The sequence below is a fragment of the Stenotrophomonas maltophilia group sp. Smal32 genome, from assembly GCF_030237085.1.
Classification (GTDB): domain Bacteria; phylum Pseudomonadota; class Gammaproteobacteria; order Xanthomonadales; family Xanthomonadaceae; genus Stenotrophomonas; species Stenotrophomonas maltophilia_Q.
The window spans coordinates 1-16,251 of record NZ_JASJSI010000098.1 but is presented as its reverse complement, the minus strand read 5'-3'; the positions used below and the strand labels follow the sequence as shown (position 1 = coordinate 16,251).

Annotated in this window: 10 protein-coding genes and 1 pseudogene; 4 read left to right on the top strand and 7 right to left on the bottom strand. The window is 67.0% G+C overall.

Annotation, left to right across the window (positions count from 1 at the left end):
- From QRO91_RS22510 to QRO91_RS18150, 4 genes and pseudogenes are all read right to left on the bottom strand, one after another.
- Positions 1 to 92, bottom strand: a pseudogene (locus tag QRO91_RS22510) (SseB family protein); the annotation flags it as partial.
- A gap of 157 nt (positions 93 to 249) precedes the next feature.
- Positions 250 to 1,965 carry an alpha-amylase family glycosyl hydrolase gene (locus tag QRO91_RS18160; RefSeq protein ID WP_049430033.1) on the bottom strand — a complete coding sequence of 572 codons (1,716 nt, stop codon included), beginning with the start codon at positions 1,963 to 1,965 and terminating at the stop codon, positions 250 to 252.
- Positions 1,965 to 3,452 carry an MFS transporter gene (locus QRO91_RS18155; protein WP_197650287.1) on the bottom strand — a complete coding sequence of 496 codons (1,488 nt, stop codon included), beginning with the start codon at positions 3,450 to 3,452 and terminating at the stop codon, positions 1,965 to 1,967. The genes QRO91_RS18160 and QRO91_RS18155 overlap by 1 nt, the downstream gene beginning before the upstream one ends.
- A complete protein-coding gene (locus QRO91_RS18150; protein WP_049430035.1) occupies positions 3,449 to 5,641 on the bottom strand; it encodes a Six-hairpin glycosidase-like protein in 2,193 nt (730 codons plus the stop codon). The genes QRO91_RS18155 and QRO91_RS18150 overlap by 4 nt, the downstream gene beginning before the upstream one ends.
- Positions 5,642 to 5,878: 237 nt before the next feature.
- Between QRO91_RS18150 and QRO91_RS18145 the strand changes: the two genes are divergently transcribed.
- Both QRO91_RS18145 and QRO91_RS18140 read left to right on the top strand, forming a co-directional pair.
- Positions 5,879 to 7,933, top strand: a complete 2,055-nt coding sequence (locus tag QRO91_RS18145; RefSeq protein ID WP_285310497.1) for a glycoside hydrolase family 97 protein — start codon at positions 5,879 to 5,881, stop codon at positions 7,931 to 7,933.
- 275 nt (positions 7,934 to 8,208) lie between these two features.
- Positions 8,209 to 10,977, top strand: coding sequence for a TonB-dependent receptor (locus QRO91_RS18140; protein ID WP_049430056.1), 2,769 nt, complete (start codon positions 8,209 to 8,211; stop codon positions 10,975 to 10,977).
- Positions 10,978 to 11,189: 212 nt separating this feature from the next.
- Here QRO91_RS18140 and QRO91_RS18135 read toward each other — a convergent pair whose 3' ends face one another.
- Complete coding sequence (locus QRO91_RS18135) at positions 11,190 to 12,803, bottom strand: alpha-glucosidase (RefSeq protein WP_049430037.1); 1,614 nt, start codon at positions 12,801 to 12,803, stop codon at positions 11,190 to 11,192.
- Positions 12,804 to 13,017: 214 nt separating this feature from the next.
- Between QRO91_RS18135 and QRO91_RS18130 the strand changes: the two genes are divergently transcribed.
- Entirely contained in the window at positions 13,018 to 14,016 is a 999-nt protein-coding gene (locus tag QRO91_RS18130) for a polyprenyl synthetase family protein (protein WP_049430038.1), read from the top strand.
- Between the two features lie 79 nt (positions 14,017 to 14,095).
- Here QRO91_RS18130 and QRO91_RS18125 read toward each other — a convergent pair whose 3' ends face one another.
- The gene (locus tag QRO91_RS18125; protein ID WP_049430039.1) at positions 14,096 to 14,881 is read right to left on the bottom strand and encodes a dienelactone hydrolase family protein; all 786 of its coding nucleotides are present in this window, start codon (positions 14,879 to 14,881) and stop codon (positions 14,096 to 14,098) included.
- Positions 14,882 to 15,014: 133 nt separating this feature from the next.
- Between QRO91_RS18125 and QRO91_RS18120 the strand changes: the two genes are divergently transcribed.
- The gene (locus QRO91_RS18120) at positions 15,015 to 15,608 is read left to right on the top strand and encodes an SMI1/KNR4 family protein (protein WP_049430040.1); all 594 of its coding nucleotides are present in this window, start codon (positions 15,015 to 15,017) and stop codon (positions 15,606 to 15,608) included.
- A 60-nt stretch (positions 15,609 to 15,668) separates the two neighbouring features.
- Here the strand turns inward: QRO91_RS18120 and QRO91_RS18115 are convergent, their stop codons facing one another.
- Positions 15,669 to 16,202 carry a hypothetical protein gene (locus tag QRO91_RS18115; RefSeq protein ID WP_197651133.1) on the bottom strand — a complete coding sequence of 178 codons (534 nt, stop codon included), beginning with the start codon at positions 16,200 to 16,202 and terminating at the stop codon, positions 15,669 to 15,671.
- Between the last annotated feature and the right edge of the window lie 49 nt (positions 16,203 to 16,251).

Sequence of the window (16,251 nt, the reverse complement as noted above, 5' to 3'; positions counted from 1 at the left end):
AAGGCCTCCATGAAGGCGCGGATCGGCACGGCACCGTCCATCGCCGCCTTCAGCAGGGTTTCGATCGGGGTCTGCGGGGCGAGGTCGGTCATGGCAACGGCGGGGAGATAGGGGCTCCTATTGTAGAGCCGAGCCTGCTCGACTGCTCGAAGAGCGTGCCAACCAAGGTTGGCATCTACCAGAGCGGGAGTGCCAACCGAGGTTGGCACCTACCAGAGCGGTAGCGCCGGGCCATGCCCGGCGGCGCCCTCACCGTCCCAGACGCTGGTCCCGAGCCTTCTGGTCGGTCATCGCCTTGTCCAGCTCGACCTGCAGCGCTGGCTGCTGCACGGCGGCATCCAGCACGTACACCTTCACGCCATGCGCAGGCACTTCGGCCTTCAGGGAGGCATCCACCTGCAACGAACCGCCGTCCAGCGCATCACGCCAGCGGCCAGCCTGGACGTAACGCGCCACGGTGAAGCTCCTGGCCTGGTCGCCCTTGTTCAGCAGCACCAGCGCGGTCTGCGCCACCTCGCCCTGCTGCAGCACACGGAAGAACACCGCCTCATCACCCTGCAGGCGCTCGTTCACCTGCAGGCCGCGCTGCAGCGCCGGGGTGGCTTCACGCAGTCGCGCGATACGCTGCAGCGGCGCGAAGATGGGGCTCTTCGGCGCCGCATCCACACGCGGCTGGCCGAAGTAGGCGCGGTTGCCGGCGTGCTCGGCGCGGCCACGCATGAAACCGGTCTCCGAGCCGTAATAGAGCACCGGAATGCCACGCGCGGTGAACAGCCAGTTGTGCGCGTCGATGAAGCCGTTGTCACTGGCCTGCAGGCGCGGCATGTCGTGGTTGTCGTAGAAGCTCATCAGCTCGTACGGGTTGGCGTACGGACCACCGCTCAGGTGCAGCGGCTCGGCCAGCATCTCAAAGCCTTTTCCGGCAGTGCCGAAGGTCTGCTCCAGCGCGCCACGCAGCGGGAAATCGAGCACGCTCACGTTCGCATTGGCCGGCCAGGTGTGCTCGGCGATGCGCGCGGCATCGTAGTCGAACGCTTCGCCGAACATGAACATGCCCGGGTGCTCGGCGCGGATTCGCTTGACGAAGGCGTGCCACCACGGGTGCGGCAGCCAGCCGATGGTGTCGATGCGCAGCGCGTCCACGCCCTGCGCGGTCCATTGCAGATAAGCACCGACCAGGTAGTCCATCACCGCCGGATTGTCCTGGTTGAAGTCGGACAGCTCGGCCAGGTTGCCATCGAAGATCGAACCGTCCTTGCTGTCGACCGGACCGATGTTGTTGTAGAACGCGTGCAGCGGGTTGTGCTTCGGGTCCAGCTTCTGCGGCGGCAGGTTCTGGTGGTCGGCAATCAGCGTTCCATCCTTGTCGAAGATCTGGCCGAACTGCGGTTGCCGCGTGGGCATGGTCCAGGCCGGCGAACCGTGGTTGCCGACGATGTCCAGCACCACCTTCAGGCCGGCGCCGTGCAGGCCCTTGGTCAGGCCGGCGAAGTCCAGGTCCTTGCTCGGCAGGTGCTCGTCGAGTGTGTAGAAGTTGATGCCCCAGTAGCCGTGGTAGCCGGTCTTGCCGCGGTCGGTCAGCGTGCTGGTGCAGCTGATCGGCTTGCTGCCGGTGAAGGCTTCATCCGGGTTGTCGACGATCGGCGTGATCCATACCGCACCGAAACCCAGGCTGCGGATGTACTGCGCATTGTCGAGCACGCCGCGGAAGTCACCGCCGAGGTAGCCGATGTTGCCGTCCACCTTGTCCGGGCACGGCACCGGGATATCGAAGGTGCGGTGCTTGCCACCCTGGTCGCGGTGATCGTTGGAGGGATCGCCATTGACGAAGCGGTCGGTGACCACGAAGTACACCGCATCGCTGGCGAACGGCTCGGTGGTACCAACGTAGTCCGGGCGCGGAGTGGCCACGGCCTGGCCGGCGAACAGGGCAAGGGAAACAGCAACAGCCAACGCAGCACGCATCACACCACCTCCGGACGGGACGGAACCCGCAGCACGCACAGGCCGGCGACGAACAGGCTGCAGCCGCCCAGTACCAGCACATGCATCGGCTGGCCACCCAGCCACGCGCGCAGCGCAAAGCCGAGCGCGCTGGCCGCGACCAGCTGCGGGATCACGATGAAGAAATTGAAGATGCCCATGTACACGCCCATCTTCGACGCCGGCACGCTGTCGGACAGCAGCGCATACGGCAGCGACAGGATCGACGCCCAGGCGAAGCCGACGCCGACCATCGACAGCAACAGCCAGTGCGGGTCGCGGATGAACATCAGCGACACCAGACCGGCGCCACCCAACCACAGGTTGACCAGGTGGCTCCAGCGCAGGCCGATGGCACGCACCATCGGTGGAATCAGTACCGCAGCCAGCGCAGCGAAGCCGTTGTAGGCGCCGAACAGTACGCCCACCCAGTTGGCGCCCTCGTTGTAGGCCGCCGTCTTCGGGTCGGCCGAACCGAAGTGGACACCAGCCACCGCCGCGGTGGTGTAGATCCACATTGCGAACAGCGCGAACCACGAGAAGAACTGCACCCAGGCCAGCCGCCGCATGGTCACCGGCATCGCTCGCAGGTCGCCGACGATGGCGGCCAGCATATGCGTGCCAGGCAGCGCGCGGGCCACGGCCAGCAGCAGGCCGTAGCCTGCACACAGTCCCGCCAGCACGTACAGCATCCTGTCACCCTGGCGCCAGGCGATCAGCAGGGCCAGCAGCACGCCCAGCCCCAGCCACAGCGCCACCTGCGTCCACGGTGCCGGTCCGCTGACAGCGCGCGCGGCATGGTGCGAAGGTGGCTCGGCATCATCGAATGCAGCCAGCTGTGCCGGCGAATACTCGCGGGTACTGACCACCGTCCAGGTGATCGCCGCCAGCAGCACCACCGCGCCGAAGTAGAACGCATAGCGCACGGTGTCCGGCACTTCACCGGCGGCAGCCGTATTGGCCACGCCGAAGTGGGCAAGGATGAACGGCAGGAAGCTGGCGACAATCGCGCCCACGCCGATGAAGAAGCTCTGCATCGCATAGCCGGTGGGCCGCTGCCGCGGTGCCAGCTGGTCGCCCACGAAGGCTCGGAACGGTTCCATCGACACGTTGATCGAAGCGTCGAGCACCCACAGCGTGCCGGCGGCGATCCACAGCGTCGGCGAGTTCGGCATCACCAGCAGGGCAAGCGTGGTCAGCACCGCACCGATAATGAAGAACGGACGGCGGCGGCCCCAGCGCGTCCACGTGCGGTCGGACAGGTAGCCGATCACCGGCTGCACCAGCAGGCCGGTCAGCGGTGCGGCGATCCACAGCCCGGGCACCGCCTCGATGTCCGCGCCCAGCGTCTCGAAGATGCGGCTGGCATTGGCATTCTGCAGCGCGAAACCGAACTGGATGCCAAGGAAGCCGAAACACATGTTCCAGATCTGCCAGAACGACAGCTGCGGTTTGGCGGGACGATTCATCGTGCGCCCTCTTCCACGGCCACCTGCACCACCTTCAATGCCAGCACCTGCGCCTGGTTGAGCACACCGTCGCGCCCGCCCTTGCCACCGGTGTAATGCGCGAAGTGTTCCAGCGCGCTCATGTTGAAACCCTCTTCAAGCGTGACCGTGCACGGTCCCTTGGGTACTGCGAACGTCGCCGCCGTGGAATCCTGAACGGCCACGCTGTGCGGCAAGGCAACCGTGTGCCGTTGCAGCGGCTGGCCCGCGCACTGCAGCGCCAGCTGCTTCACCGCAGCGGTGACGCCCGTATTGATCGGCCCGTTCGGGTTGGCGTACTGCAACCGCAGGCGTACGTGCCCGGCCTTGGCCGAAGTGAACTGCCAGCGCTGTCCCCCTTTCAGCCGCTGCTCCGGCCCGACACAGACCATCGGGCTGTGCAGCGATTCCAGCCGGCCTTCGCGGCGGGTCAGGCTGAGGCAGTGCTGCAGGCCATCGTCGCTGATGCGCGCCACGCCGTTGCTGGCAGTGACTGCCTTGCCGTCCTTCCACAGCACCTGATCGGCTGCCACCGCAACGTTCCAACCCGCGCCCTTGCGCAGGGCCTGCGGTGCCACCGGCGTGACCGGCGCACGGGCGTTGGCATCCGCAGTCGTGGCAGCGAAACCAGTTGCTGCCGGGGCGGCGACCAGCTGCACCGTCGTGATGCTGCCACGCGTGGTGGTCCTGCCTGACACCAGCAGGCCATCGCTTACGGTCTGCGGGCGCTCCAGCACGTAGCGCTTGCCGTTGGCCTCCAAGGTGATGCGGCGCTGCTTGCCGAACAGCTCGGGCACCAGGCTGGCCGGCAGTTTGGGCTGCACGCTGCCATCGTCCTGCACGCCGAATACACCTTCGACCACCATCGACAGGTACCCCGCCACCGACCACAGCTGCCGCTCGGAATTGACCACCGGGCCGCTCAGCGCGCCTTCCTCGACATGCACCGCCTGGCTGACCAGCTCGTAGTTCTCCATGTTGGAACCGGCCAGCGCGGCACCCTGCATCAGCGAGCGGATCTCGGCGGCGATGCGCGGCGCATCGTCCAGCTGCCGCGCTGCACGCAGCGAATAGGCGCTGACGAACGGCCAGATCGCACGGTTGTGGTAGATCGGCTGCTGCGCTTCCTGCGGCCAGACCACCGGGCTGCCAGCCGGCCCGATCGGGTACGCCGCCAGCGCACGGCGCGCACGCTCGGGCGGCAGCACGTCGGCCAGGATGCCCAGCGACAGGCCGAGCAGATCCACCTTGGCATACGGCACCGGGTGCGCGGCTTCACCGATGTAGCTCATGTACAGGCCGATGTCCTCGCGCCAGAAGCGCGCATCGATCTGCTGCGCCAGCGCGTCGGCCCAGGCCCTGTATTCGGCCGCACGGGCGTCACCGCGTTGGGCGGCCAGCTGCTCGGCCAGGCGCAGCGCCTGGTAGTGCAGCACGTTGGTGGACAACGCATAGGAATCACCGATGAAACGCACATCCTCGCGGGTCCAGTCCGGATAGGTCTGCTCACGCCAGTCCAGGAACGAGGTCTCGCCGCGGTACAGGCCCATCTGCGCGTCGAACACCATCGCCCGGTCCTGCGCCAGCGTACCCTGCAGCGCCTGCCAGACCTGATCGGCAAACGCCGGATCATCCAGCAGGTGGCGCGCGGCCAGGAACCACACCACGCGGTCGCTGCTGATCGGCCAGCTGCCGCCGGAACCGGTGTCCTGCGCCACGAACAGGCCGGGCGTGTGCCCGTCGCGCGCCGCCGACAGCTTGAACTGCAGCGACTGACGGGTGCGCAGGGGGTCCAGCCGCGCCAGCGCCAGGTCGGCGGCGAAGCTGACATCGCGGGTCCAGACATAGGGCCAGCGTGCGCCGGTCTGGAAACACTCGCACGGCACCGGCCTGCCTTCGTCGAAGGCAGGATCACGGATCGCGTCCACGCGGTCCTGGTCCATCTCCTGCTGGGCAAGCGCGAACAGTGCATCGAACATCACGCTGCCGGTGCGGCTGCGCATCGGTGCGGCTGCGATCTGGACTGCCCCCTTCGGCGCATGCAGCACGAAGCTGCCGTTGGCAGCGGCTTCGGCGCGCGCGTGGCGGCCGTCGAATTGCAGGTCGGCCGCCTGCGCGGTCGATCCCAGCGCTGCCCCAAGGGCAGCGGTCAGGCAAATGATCTTCAGCATCGAAGCGGCGGACCGGCTTGCGCCCGTCGGCCTCCCTCCCTCTCTGCACGCGTTGTAGGTCCGTACCGTCGTTGCCGGCGGGCGGGCGCGGCCCCTCCCTCAAGGGGCCTTGGCCCCATGGTAGACGCGGGGCTGTCGACTGCGCCCAGCTGCATACGTATTCATGGCGCTGCGCGGTAGCGCGCCGGCTGCGCTGGCTTATGGTCCGGGTCTGCCAACGGCGCCTTGGGAGGGGAAATGCCGATGTCACCCACTGCTGTACGCAGCGCGCTCGCGCATGTGTTCGGCCTGGCATTGCTGGGAATGGCGGCGCTGTCGCAGGCTGCGCCGCAGGTTGTCAGCGTCGAATCGCCGGGCAAAGTGCTCAGGGCCAGCCTGGTGCTGGACGGCGGCACGGCGCGCTATCGCGTCGAGCGTTTCGGCCAGACCGTGGTGGAGGATTCGAAGCTGGGCTTCGCCCTGCGCGACGGCCGGCTGGATCGTGATTTCGCGGTGATCGGCCAGCAGCAACGCAGCGTCGACGACCGCTGGGAACAGCCCTGGGGCGAGCGCCGGCTCACCCGAAACCACTTCAACGAACTGACAGTTCAGCTGGCCGAGAACACCGGCAACAAGCGCCGCCTGGATGTGGTGTTCCGCGTCTATGACGACGGCCTCGGCTTCCGCTATGTGTTCCCCGAGCAGCCCAACCTGCGCGAGGCGATCATCGATGACGAGCTGACCGAGTTCGCCATCGCGCCGGAATCGACCGCCTGGTGGATTCTGGCCGGCGAGCCGATCCACTACGAATACCTGTACCAGCGCACCCCGCTGCGCGAAGTGCCGCTGGTACATACGCCGATGACCCTGCGCAGCCGCGATGGCCTGCACGTGGCAATCCACGAGGCCGCGCTGGTGGACTACGCCGGCATGTGGCTACGCCGCACCGAGGGCCAGCGCCTGCGCGCGCAGCTTTCGCCTGCGGCCGAAGGCTGGAAGGTGCGCCGCGCCCTGCCCTTCGCCACACCGTGGCGCACGCTGCAGATTGCTGACCGCGCAGGTGGGCTGGTCGAATCGGACCTGATCCTCAGCCTCAACGAGCCCAACGCGCTGGGCGACGTGAGCTGGGTGAAGCCAGCCAAGTACCTGGGCGTGTGGTGGTCGATGCACCTGGACAACGAGAGCTGGGCGACCGGGCCGAAGCATGCGGCCACCACCGCCAAGACGAAGAAGGTGATCGACTTCGCCGCTGCGCACGGCTTCCGTGGCGTGCTGGTGGAAGGCTGGAATCCCGGCTGGGACGGCATGTGGGTGGGCAACGGCTACGAATTCGATTTCACCCGCGCCACGCCCGATTTCGATATCGACGCGCTGTCGGCGTATGGCCTGAAAAAGGGCGTGCACCTGATCGGCCACCACGAAACCGGCTGCGCCATCGAGCACTACGAGGATCAGCTGGGCGCCGCGCTGGACCTGTACGCACGGCTGGGCGTGGACCAGTTCAAGACCGGCTACGTCTGCGACGATGGCCAGGTCGACCGCCGCAACCCAGCCGGCGGCCCGCTCTGGCGCGAGTGGCACGACGGGCAGTTCATGGCCCGCCATCACCTGAAGGTGGTGCAGGAGGCCGCGCGCCGGCACCTGTCGGTGAACCCGCATGAGCCGATCAAGGACACCGGCCTGCGCCGCACCTACCCCAACTGGATCTCTCGCGAAGGCGCGCGCGGCATGGAGTACAACGCCTGGGGCCAGCCGCCGAACCCGCCGGAGCACGAGGTCAACCTGGTCTTCACCCGGATGCTGGCCGGGCCGATGGATTACACCCCCGGCATCCTCAGCCTGAAGGGCCGCCACGGCCTGGCCATCCCCAGCACGCTGGCCCGCCAGCTTGCCCTGTACGTGGTGTTGTACAGCCCGATCCAGATGGCCGCCGACCTGCCCGAGCACTACCTGCAGCACCGCGAGGCGTTCCGCTTCATCGAGGACGTGGCGGTGGACTGGGAGCAGAGCCGCGTGCTCGATGGCGAAGTGGGCGACTACGTGACCATCGTGCGCCGCGACCGCAACAGCCGCGACTGGTTCCTCGGCAGCATCACCGATGAACACGGCCGCGTGCTGCCGGTGTCGCTGGGCTTCCTGGAACCCGGCGTGCGCTATCGCGCAGAGATCTACCGCGATGGTGACGGCGCCGACTTCCGCAGCAACCCGTTCGCATTCGCCCGGGAAACCCGCGAGGTGACCAGCGCCGATGCCCTGACGCTGGTGCTGGCGCCGGGCGGTGGGCAGGCCATCCGCTTCACGCCGATCCGCTGAACGTTTTCCTGCCTGCGCCCCCGTAGCGCCCGAGCCCACGCTCGGGCGGCGGTGCGCAGCACCGAAATGCAGCCGAGCATGGGCTCGGTTCTACAGAACGAGACACTTGAAAGCGATTACACCCCTGCAAACGCCATTGAATACGTATGCAGGGTGATTCCCGCGAAGAATGCGCTGCCTACCATAGCGGCGACGACAGCGGCCACCGCGTCGCACGTTCACGGCACCGCCGGAACGCTCACAGATCGATCTGCAACATTGCCTGGGAGGGGAAAATGTTGAACCACAAGCACAGTGCGCTGAGTCTCGCGCTGGCCGTTGTGCTGGCGCCGACGCTGGCGTCGGCACAGTCCACGCAGAGCACCACCACGCCGGCCGGCACCGCCGCCACCAACCTGGATACGGTGCAGGTCACCGGCATCCGCCGCGGCATCGAGAGCGCGATCGCAGTCAAGCAGGACGCCACCTCGGTGGTCGAGGCGATCTCCGCCGAAGACATCGGCAAGCTGCCCGACGTCAGCATCGCCGAATCCATCTCGCGCCTTCCCGGCCTGGCCGCCCAGCGCGTTGCCGGCCGTGCGCAGGTGATCAGCGTGCGCGGCCTGTCACCCGACTTCGCCACCACCCTGCTCAATGGCCGTGAAGTGGTCAGCACCGGCGACAACCGCGGTGTCGAGTTCGACCAGTACCCGTCCGAGCTGGTCAACGGCGTGACCGTCTACAAGACCCCGGACGCGGCCCTGGTCGGCCAGGGCCTGTCGGGCACCATCGACATGCAGACCGCACGCCCGCTCAGCTTCGGCGAGCGCGTGATCGCGGTCAGCGGCCGCTACCAGAAGAGCTCCCTGGGCCGCGCCGCCAACATCGATCCGTACGGCAATCGTTTCAGTGCCAGCTACATCGACCAGTTCTTCGACAACACCCTGGGCATCGCCATCGGTTACGCGCACAGCGACATGCCGATCCAGGAGAACCAGGTCGGCCTCTACGAGCCCTGGACCACCGAGCACACCGACAAAGGCCAGCGTCGCGGAATCGCGCCAGGCACCTACTTCACCGACGGCATCAAGGCGTTGCGCCGTACCGGCAACAACAAGCGCGACGGCGTGATGGCGACGATCCAGTTCCGCCCGAGCAACAGCTGGACCAGCACCTTCGACGCGTTCCACACCGAAGCCGAGCAGATCGACACCGCCAACCAGTTCGAGCTGAGCCTCAGTGGCAATGGCGAGGACAGCAACAATCCCAACGCGATCCTGCCGGTGTTCAGCAATGTCGGCCGCAATGCCGATGGCAGCTTCACCGGTGGCACGATCAGCAATGCGTACCCGCTGGTCCGCGGCATGTACAACAAGCGCAAGGACAAGATCGACGCGTTCGGCTGGAACAACGAGTTCAACGTCGGCGGCGTGAAGCTGGTCGCCGACCTGAACTACTCGAAGGCGACCCGCCGCGAGATCAATCTGGAAAACAACCTGCAGCTGGTGCCGCGCCCGCAGTTCGACACGATCGGCCTGGTGGTGAACAACAACAGCTTCTCGCAGATCACGCCGGGGCGTGACTATTCCAATCCGGACAGCCTGTTCCTGACCAACACGATCTATGGTTCCGGCTACGGCAAGGTGCCGGAGGTCGAAGACCGTTTGAAGGGCGCAAAGCTGGCGGCGACGCTGCCGGTTCCCGAAGCCATGTCCAGCTGGTTCTCGGATGTGGACGTGGGCGTGAACTATGCCGACCGTCGCAAGCAGAAGGCCCAGGCCGAAGGCAACATCCTGCTCGGCGCCCAAGGCGAATCCACCATCGCCCCGGACCTGCAGTACCGGCCGGTCAACCTCGGTTTCGCCGGCATCGGCTACATCCCGTCGTGGAACGTGCCGGCAGCGGTGGGTCGCTACATGACCTTCAATCCGGTCGACAACCTGGACTACCTGATTCCCAAGTCGTGGACGGTCGAGGAGAAGATCACCACCGCGTGGGCACGCCTGAACATCAACACCGACATCGGCGTGGTCGGCGTGCGCGGCAACATCGGCGTGCAGATGCAGCACACCGACCAGAGCTCGGATTCGCGCTACTGGGACAGCTCGCAGCCGGCGGGCAGCAACATCCAGCCCTTCTCTGCCGGCAAGACCTACAAGGATTGGTTGCCGAGCTTGAACCTGGTGTTCATGTTCCCGCACCAGCAGACGCTGCGCTTTGCCGCCGCCAAGCAGGTGGCGCGCCCGCGCGTGGACCAGATGCGTGCCGGCCTGGAATTCGGCGTGGATACCAACAACGGCCGCCCCGGTGGCAGCGGCGGCAATCCGCTGCTGGATCCGTGGCGCGCAACCGCGCTGGACCTGTCCTATGAGAAGTACTTCGGCGAGAAGGCCTACGTGGCTGCGGCGATCTTCTACAAGGACCTGAAGAGCTACGTCTACACGCAATCGGTGGACAACTATGACTTCAGCGGCCTGCTGGGCAACTACCTGCCGCCACCGGGCATGACCGCACCGGTGCTGACCACCGGCACCTTCTCCACGCCGCAGAACGGCAAGGGCGGCACGTTGAAGGGGCTGGAACTGACCGGGTCGTTCCCGCTGGAGATGCTGACCGACAGCCTGCGTGGCTTCGGCGTGCAGGCCAGCGCGACCTTCAACAAGAGCGACATCACCATCCTGGATCCGGAAAGCGCCTCCAGCGTGGGCAGTGACCCGATCAGCCTGCCCGGCCTGTCCAAGCGCGTGTACAACTTCACCGCCTACTACGAGCGCAGTGGCTTTGAAGCACGCGTGAGCCAGCGCCGCCGCTCGGACTTCATTGGTGAGATCGGCAACTTCAACGGCAACCGCACGCTGCGTTACGTGGTGGGCGAGAACGTGACCGATGCACAGATCAGCTACACCTTCAGCGACAGCAGCAGCCTGCGCGGGCTGACCCTGCTGCTGCAGGGCAGCAACCTGACCAACGAGCCGTACCGCACCTATGCCGGCAGCAAGGACCGCCCGCTGGAGTACATCGAGTGGGGCCGCACCTACATGCTGGGCGTGAACTACAAGTTCTGAGGTCGTGCCGGGCCCTGCCCGGCGCCCCGGACTCGGTAGTGCCGGCCGCTGGCCGGCAACAGAAAACAGGGAGCAGGACCGGAAACCCGCTGCGCAGGCAGCGGGTTTTCTTTTGCGCAAAGGCTGGCCGTTGGTCGACAGGGCCCCGCCCACAAAAAAGGGACGGGGCGCTTCGGCCCCGTCCCCGCAAGTACCGCCACCGGAGAAAACGGTCAGCTGCGTCGGGCGCAATACACCGCGCGCGGCGGCAGCTGGAGTTCATTGCCCTGCACCGTGCCCGCATCCGGGCCCGGCACCGCCACCTGCTGCCAGTTGCCCGGCGGCAGCGGATGGCGCACCGCCTCGGCCGACAGGTTGAAGGCCAGCAGAAGGGTTTCATCTGCAAGCATACGCTCGAACAGCAGCACTGGCTCGGTACTGTCGATGAAACGGATGCTGCCATGCAGAAGTGCCGGCTGACTGCGCCGCCAGGCCAGGAATGCCCGGAACGCGGTCAGCACCGAGTGCGGGTCGCGTTCCTGCACGGCCACCGCCGCCGCCCGGTGCTCGGCCGGAATCGGCAGCCACGGCTGGCCGGACGTGAAACCGGCCAGCGGCGCATCGGTCCACGGCATCGGCGTGCGGCAGCCATCACGGCCCTTGAAGTTCGGCCAGAAGGTGATGCCGTAGGGGTCCTGCAGGGCCTCGAACGGCACCTCGGCCTCGGCCAGGCCCAGCTCCTCGCCCTGGTACAGGCACACCGAGCCGCGCAGCGAGCACAGCAGCGCCACCAGCATACGCGCCAGCCGCGGGTCGGCCGGGTGCCCGCCCCAACGGCTGACCGCCCGCTCCACGTCGTGATTCGAAACCGCCCAGCACGGCCAGCCTTCGGTCATCGCCGCTTCCAGGCGGGAGACCGTGTCGCGGATGTAGGCCGCGCTGTAGTCGTCCACCAGCAGCTCGAAGCTGTAGCCCATGTGCAGGCGGCCGCCCCGGGTGTACTCGGCGGTGGTGGCCAGCGAGTCCTCCGAGGAGATCTCGCCCAGGCTCACCGCGCCCGGGTACTCGTCCAGCAGCGCGCGCAACTGCTCCAGGAAGGGCAGGTTCTCCGGCTGCGTGTTGTTGTAGTAGTGGTACTGGTACGCGTAGGGGTTGTCCGGGCTGAAGCCGCGGCCCACGCGCTTGTCGGCGGGCTTTGGCGGGTTGTCGCGCAGCTGCGCGTCGTGGAAGCAGAAATTGATGGCGTCCAGGCGGAAGCCGTCCACGCCGCGGTCCAGCCAGAACCGTACGTTGTCCAGGGTGGCCTGCTGCACGTCCGGGTGGTGGAAGTTCAGGTCCGGCTGGTCGACCAGGAAGTTGTGCAGGTAGTACTGCTCACGGCGCGGCTCCCACTGCCAGGCGCCGCCACCGAACAGCGACAGCCAGTTGTTCGGCGGGGTGCCGTCCTCGCGCGGGTCGGCCCACACGTACCAGTCGGCCTTCGGATTGCTGCGGTCCTGACGGCTCTCGCGGAACCAGGCGTGCTCGATCGAAGTGTGGCTCAGCACCTGGTCGATCATCACCTTCAGGCCCAGGCCGTGCGCCTTGGCCAGCAGGCGATCGAAGTCGTCCAGACTGCCGAACAGCGGGTCGACGTCGCGGTAGTCGGCGATGTCGTAGCCGAAGTCGGCCATGGGGGACTTGAAGAACGGCGAGATCCAGATCGCGTCCACGCCCAGCGCGGCAATGTGGTCCAGCCGCTCGATGATGCCCGGCAGGTCGCCCACGCCATCGCCGTTGGCATCGAGGTAGCTGCGCGGGTAGATCTGGTAGATGACGGCTCCGCGCCACCATGGATAGTGCGACATCGACAGCCCCCCTCCGGGCATGCAGGGCCCGCCGGAAGCGGGCCGAAATCCTGTTCCGGCAAGCTTAGCGGCGGCCTCCCGGGCATGGCGCGGCCTGCATACGTATTCACGCAGGCGGCAGCCTTGGCGGGGCCGCGGACGCCGGCCAGCCCGGTTTGCGCCCGAATTCACGGCCAGCGCCTATAATCAGTGGTGAGCCTGAAAGCCTGATCGCATGACCATCACCGAAGACACCCGTCCCGCCCTGGGCCTGCCCCAGATCCAGTCGCTTGCTGCGGCCGACATGGCCGCCGTCGATGCCCTGATCCGGCGCCGGCTGTCTTCGGACGTCGTGCTGATCAACCAGATCGCCGATCACATCATTTCCGCCGGCGGCAAGCGCCTGCGCCCGATGCTGGTGATGCTGGCCGGCCGTGCGGTCGGCAATGTCGGCGCGGACCACCACCAGCTGGCCGCGATCATCGAATTCATCCACACCTCCACCCTGCTGCACGACGACGTGGTGGACGAATCCAGCCTGCGGCGTGGCCGCAGCACCGCCAACGCGCTATGGGGCAACGCGCCGAGCGTGCTGGTCGGCGACTTCCTGTACTCGCGCAGCTTCCAGCTGATGGTCGAGCTGGAGCGCATGTCGGTGATGCAGATCCTGGCCGATGCCACCAACCGCATCGCCGAGGGTGAGGTGCTGCAGCTGCTGCACGTGCACAACCCGGACACCGACGAAGCGGCTTACCTGCGCGTGATCGAGCGCAAGACCGCGGTGCTGTTCGCCGCCGGCACCCGCCTGGGCGCGCTGGCCAGCGGTGTGGACGAAGCCACCCAGCAGGCCCTGTTCGACTACGGCATGCACCTGGGCTACGCGTTCCAGATCGCCGATGACGTGCTGGACTACTCGGCCAACGCTGACGAGCTGGGCAAGAACCTGGGCGATGATCTGGCCGAAGGCAAGGCGACGCTGCCACTGATCCACGCGATGGCGCACTCCGACGATGCCACCCGTGAGCGCCTGCGCACCATCGTGCAGGACGGCGACGCCTCGGCGATGCCGGAAGTGCTGGCCGCGATCCGCGCCACCGGCGGCCTGGAGTACAGCCGCGCGCGTGCCGAGGAATACGCCGACGCCGCCGAGCGTGCGCTCGATGGCCTGGGTGATAACGATGCGGTGGCCGCCCTGCGCGGCCTGGCACGCTACGCGGTGCAGCGCTCGCATTGACCAACTCCGGTAGTGCCGGCCGCTGGCCGGCATTCCCGCCGCTGTGGGTGGGTGCCAACCTTGGTTGGCACGCCTTTGTTTACCGGAAACGCTCCTCGAAGAACTCATCCAGCGCCTTCCAGGCGCGCTTGGCCGCCCGTTCGTTGTACTGGCAGCCCGGCGGGCTGTTCGCATCGCGCTCGGCGAAGCAGTGCACCGCACCGCTGTAATTGGTGAACTCCCAATCGACCTTGGCCGCGTCCATTTCCTTCTGGAAACCGGCGATGTCCTCGGCGGTCACGCTCTTGTCGTCGGCACCATTGAGCACCAGCACCGACGGGTGCGTGCCACCGGCCTGCGCCGGCAGCGGCGAACCCAGCCCACCATGCAGGCTGACCACACCGGCCAACGGAGCGCCGGCCCGGGCGAGCTCCAGCACCGTGGTGCCGCCGAAACAGAACCCGACCGCGCCGATCCGGCTGGCATCCAGCGGCACCTTGCCGGCCTGCGCCTTGAGCACGTTCACCGCCTCCAGCGCGCGGGCACGCAGCAACGGCCGGTCGTTGCGCAGCTTGGTCGCTACCGGCCCGGCCTCGGCATCGGTCTTCGGCCGCACACCCTTGCCGTAGACATCGGCCACCAGCACCACGTAGTCGTCACCGGCCAGCTGCTTGGCCTTCTCGATGGCCGATTCGTTCACGCCCTTCCAGTTCGGCACCATCACGAGGCCAGGGCGCTTGTCATGCTCGCCGTCGTCATAGACCAGCACGCCACTGAAGGTCGTTCCCTGGTGCTTCCATTCCACCGGCTGCGCCTTCATCGCCGCCCACGCCGGCAGCGCCGCCAGGCCCAGGATCACCGCCACACCGCATCGCCAACGTTTCATGCGCCTGCTCCGCAAGAAAAAGGGGACGGAGGGGATCAAGCCGTATTCGCCCCTCCCGCGTCGCATTCTGCATTGGCGACGTGACGCAGGTGTGGTTGGATACGACTTGATCCCCTCCGTCCCCTTTTTTCGCATGAACCTTGTTGATCGCTTTCTGTCTGGCCTGATCCCGCGCCTGCCTGCCGACGATGCCCCGCAGTGGGCCCACGTACGGGGCGCCAGCGCCGAGGACCTGCAGCGCCTGCGTGTGCAGTGGCCGCAGGTGCCGGACAGCCTGGTGGAACTGCTCTCGCGCGTGGATGGCACGCACTTCCGCGAATACCCCGGCGGCGAGGTCTGCGTGCTCATGCTGGGTTCGGACGTCGAGGACGGCGGCTATCCCTACTACCTGCGCTCGGTGGCACAGATCTTCGAGGACCAGCAGCAGTGGGACGACAGCATCCGCTCGATCTACGAGGAGTGGCTGGATGACGAACCGGAGATCCTCGGCGACGGCATCGACGCCGACGTGCCGATGAACCGCCGCCTGTGCTTCTCGCACTGCATGAACAATGGCGGCACCTCGATGCTGTACCTGGATTTCGATCCGGCGCCGCGCGGCACCGTCGGCCAGGTGGTTCGCTACCTGCATGATCCGGACAGCTATGCGGTGATCGCGCCGAGCTTCGATGTGTACCTGCAACAGTTGATCGATGGCGGGTACGCGTTCCTCGATCAGGACGACTGAAATCCAGCCGAGCATGGGCTCGGCTCTACAGTAGATCCACGCCATGCGTGGATGGCGTCCTCACCCGCGCTCGATCCAGTGCAGCGTCCCCGGCGCGAAGGCCAGCAGATCCGCTGCCTCCAGCGACGCGCGCGGCCAGTGGCGTTCCGGCGGCTTCGGCTGCCGGGCACCCACCGCACCGTCGTAGTCACGCACCAGCGGGCCGATACGCGCGGCACCGGCCTGCAACAGCGCTTCGATACGCTGCAACCACTGGCCGGCATCCCCCAAGGCTTCATCGCGGCGTGCCTGCTGATCCTGTTCATGCCGCGCCAACTGCGCCGCCAACGCGCGCGCGATTTTCGCTTCGCTCCAGCCCTTCCTGCGCCAGCGTTCGGCATCGCCGTTCCACTCACGAACCGCCTGCGCCGAGGCCAGCGACGTGCCGCAATCGCAGTGCACGGCACTCAACCACGGCTGCCAACCGGGCCCGACCGCTGACTGCAGGCTGGGCGAATCCTGCGCAAACAGGCGCCGGCCACTGCGCTGCATGATCGCGGCGGCATCGACCTGCGCAATCGACGCAGGAAGGAACAAGGTGATGAACGTGCACATGCGGCTATCCGGGTCCGTCCGGGGATGCGCCCCATGGTAACTCGCCGGG

Excerpts from the sequence above, each read along its gene's own strand:
- QRO91_RS18120 (WP_049430040.1), top strand. The coding sequence starts at position 15,015 with ATGAACCTTGTTGATCGCTTTCTGTCTGGCCTGATCCCGCGCCTGCCT.
- QRO91_RS18155 (WP_197650287.1), bottom strand. The coding sequence starts at position 3,452 with ATGAATCGTCCCGCCAAACCGCAGCTGTCGTTCTGGCAGATCTGGAAC.
- QRO91_RS18160 (WP_049430033.1), bottom strand. The coding sequence starts at position 1,965 with ATGCGTGCTGCGTTGGCTGTTGCTGTTTCCCTTGCCCTGTTCGCCGGC.
- QRO91_RS18115 (WP_197651133.1), bottom strand. The coding sequence starts at position 16,202 with ATGTGCACGTTCATCACCTTGTTCCTTCCTGCGTCGATTGCGCAGGTC.
- QRO91_RS18150 (WP_049430035.1), bottom strand. The coding sequence starts at position 5,641 with ATGCTGAAGATCATTTGCCTGACCGCTGCCCTTGGGGCAGCGCTGGGA.
- QRO91_RS18145 (WP_285310497.1), top strand. The coding sequence starts at position 5,879 with ATGCCGATGTCACCCACTGCTGTACGCAGCGCGCTCGCGCATGTGTTC.
- QRO91_RS18130 (WP_049430038.1), top strand. The coding sequence starts at position 13,018 with ATGACCATCACCGAAGACACCCGTCCCGCCCTGGGCCTGCCCCAGATC.
- QRO91_RS18140 (WP_049430056.1), top strand. The coding sequence starts at position 8,209 with ATGTTGAACCACAAGCACAGTGCGCTGAGTCTCGCGCTGGCCGTTGTG.
- QRO91_RS18125 (WP_049430039.1), bottom strand. The coding sequence starts at position 14,881 with ATGAAACGTTGGCGATGCGGTGTGGCGGTGATCCTGGGCCTGGCGGCG.
- QRO91_RS18135 (WP_049430037.1), bottom strand. The coding sequence starts at position 12,803 with ATGTCGCACTATCCATGGTGGCGCGGAGCCGTCATCTACCAGATCTAC.